This window comes from Streptomyces glaucus (assembly GCF_039533365.1).
Lineage (GTDB): Bacteria > Actinomycetota > Actinomycetes > Streptomycetales > Streptomycetaceae > Streptomyces > Streptomyces glaucus.
The window spans coordinates 1-3,070 of record NZ_BAAATK010000117.1; the positions used below are offsets into that span (position 1 = coordinate 1).

Annotated in this window: 1 protein-coding gene and 1 pseudogene; both read left to right on the forward strand. The window is 74.1% G+C overall.

Annotated features, from left to right (window positions below; all coding sequences use genetic code 11):
* A partial coding sequence (locus ABD363_RS32285) for a phosphopantetheine-binding protein (RefSeq protein ID WP_344610015.1) occupies nucleotides 1–721 on the forward strand: 721 nt, incomplete at its 5' end.
* A 98-nt stretch (nucleotides 722–819) separates the two neighbouring features.
* A pseudogene (locus ABD363_RS32290) lies at nucleotides 820–3,070 on the forward strand (type I polyketide synthase); the annotation flags it as partial.

Genomic DNA, 3,070 nt, shown 5'->3' on the forward strand with positions numbered 1-3,070 from the left:
GCTGGCCCTGCTGGACACCGCCCTGCGCGTCAACGAACCCGTCACCGTCCCCGTCCGGATACGTCCCGGGGCTTTGGCCGGGCGGCGGGAGCTGGTGCCGCACGTGCTGCGGGAGCTCGTCCCGGCCGGACGGCAGCGGCGGATGGCCGGTGCTCCGGTCGCCGACAGCTCGGCGGGCGGGCTGACCGAGCGGCTGCGGGGACTGTCGGGGGAGGAGCAGGAGCGGCTGCTGCTGGACCTCGTCCAGACGCAGGTGGCCGCGGTGCTCGGCCACGCCTCGACGGGTTCCGTCGATCCGGCCCGCGCCTTCAAGGACCTGGGCTTCGACTCCCTGACCGCGGTCGAGCTGCGCAACCGGCTCACCTCCGCCACCGGTCTCCACCTGCCCGCCACCCTCATCTTCGACCACCCCACGGTTCTCTCCCTGCGCGATCACCTCAAGGCGGAACTGACCCCCGCGGACGACGGTGACGCCGGCTTCCTCTTGGGCGAGCTGGACAAGCTCCAGACGGTTCTCGCCGAGGCGGCGTCCGCCGCCGACGAGGCCGTGCGCACGGAGATCGGCAGCCGTCTCCAGCGGCTGCTGGCGACCTGGTCGGCCGGCGCCGCGGCGGACGGCGGCCGGCAGGAGGCGGACCGGGACGTGCGGGCGGCGATCGAGAACGCGACCGACGACGAGCTGTTCGCACTGATGGACGACAAGCCCTGGGCGGCGCACTGAGCTTCCCGCTCGGCGCCCCGGAACTTCCGGGCTCTCTTGGCAACTTCGGCACTCTGCGCACCCTGCGCTCCCTGCGCTCTGTGAAGGACGAGGAACAGATGGCGAACGAGGAAAAGCTCCGCGAATACCTCAAGCGTGCGATCGCCGACGCCCAGGACGCCCACCTTCGTCTGCGCGAGGCCGAGGCCAAGGCACACGAGCCGATCGCGATCGTGGGGATGGGGTGTCGTTTCCCGGGCGGGGTCGCCTCCCCCGAGGACCTGTGGCGGCTGGTGAGCGAGGGCGGGGAGGGCATCACGCCCTTCCCCACCGACCGCGGCTGGGACCTGCCCGCCCTGTTCGCCGCCGACGCGGACCAGGAGACGGGCACTTCCGCCACCCGTGAGGGCGGCTTCCTGCACGACGCCGCCGAGTTCGACGCGGAGTTGTTCGGGATCAGTCCGCGTGAGGCGCTGGCGATGGACCCGCAGCAGCGGCTGCTGCTGGAGACCTCCTGGGAGGCGCTGGAGCGGGCCGGCATCGACCCGCACTCCCTGCGCGGCACCGCCACCGGCGTGTTCGCCGGGCTCATGTACCACGACTACGCCTCCCGGCTGCACGAGGTGCCCAAGGACGTCGCCGGCTTCCTCGCCAACGGCAACGCCGGCAGCGTCTTCTCCGGCCGTATCGCCTACGTCTACGGTCTCGAAGGCCCGGCCGTCACCATCGACACCGCCTGCTCCTCCTCCCTGGTCGCCCTGCACCTCGCCTGCCAGTCGCTGCGCGCCAGCGAGTGCACGATGGCGCTGGCCGGCGGCGTCACCGTGATGGCGCAGCCCACGACGTTCGTCGAGTTCTCCCGGCAGGGCGGGCTGGCCGCCGACGGCCGCTGCAAGGCGTTCGCGGACACCGCCGACGGCACCGGATGGGCCGAGGGAGCGGGCGTCCTGGTCCTGGAACGACTGTCGGAGGCGCAGCGCCTCGGCCACCCCGTCCTGGCCGTCATCCGGGGCAGCGCCGTCAACCAGGACGGCGCCTCCAACGGCCTCAGCGCCCCCAACGGCCCCTCCCAGCAGCGCGTCATCCGCCACGCCCTGGAATCCGCACAGCTCACGGCCGCGGACGTGGACGCCGTCGAGGCCCACGGCACGGGAACCCGGCTGGGGGACCCCATCGAGGCGCAGGCCCTGCTCGCCACCTACGGCAGGGGCCGCGCCGCGGACCGCCCGGTCTGGCTGGGCTCGGTCAAGTCCAACATCGGTCACACCCAGGCCGCGGCGGGTGTGGCGGGCGTCATCAAGATGGTGATGGCCCTGCGCGCAGGCCGGCTGCCGCGCACGCTGCACGTGGACCGGCCCACCTCGCACGTGGACTGGACGGCGGGCGCCGTCCGTCTGCTCACCGAGTCCCGTCCCTGGCCCGAGACGGGCCACCCGCGCCGCGCGGGCGTGTCCTCCTTCGGTATCAGCGGCACCAACGCCCACGTCATCCTCGAGGAGCCGCCGACTCCGCAGCCGACCGGCGCACCCGAAGAGCCCGGCCGGTCCACCCCCGTCAGCACGACGGGCACGGCGGGCACGACCCACGCCACCGGCACGACGGACACGGCCGTCGAACCCGGCCCCACCGGCACGGCCGGCGCCTCCCCGGCCGCCGCGGCGCCCGGCACCCTCCCCTGGGTGCTCACGGCCCGCAGCGCTCCCGCCCTGGAGGCGCAGGCCGCCCGGCTCGCCGACTTCCTCACCGCACCGGACGCCCCCACCGCATCCGCGCTGGACATCGGCCACACCCTGGCCACCGGCCGAGCCGTACTGGAACACCGGGCGGTCCTCCTCGGCCGCGACCGCGCCGACCTCCTGGCCGGTCTGCGGCAGCTCACCGACCGGACCGGCACCGGCCAGGAGACGACCGGCACCGGCACGGTGATCACCGGCGCCGTCACCGAGGGCCGTACCGCCTGGATGTTCACCGGTCAGGGCAGCCAACGCCCCCGGATGGGACGGGAACTGTACGCCGCCCATCCCGCGTACGCGCAGGCCTTCGACGAGATCTGCGCCCTGCTCGACACCGAACTCGACGGCGCACCGGGCTTCGGCACCCCTGTACGCGAGGTCTGCTTCGCCGCCCCCGGCACGCCCGAGGCCGCGCTCCTCGACCGCACCGGCTACGCCCAGACCGCGGTCTTCGCCGTCGAGGCCGCGCTCGTCGCGCTGCTCCGCTCATGGGGCGCGGAACCCGATGCCGTCGTCGGTCACTCGGTCGGCGAGATCGTCGCCGCGTACACGGCCGGCGTCCTCGACCTTTCCGACGCCGTACGCCTGGTGGCGGCCCGGGCGCGCCTCATGCAGGCGCTGCCCGAGGGCGGGGCGA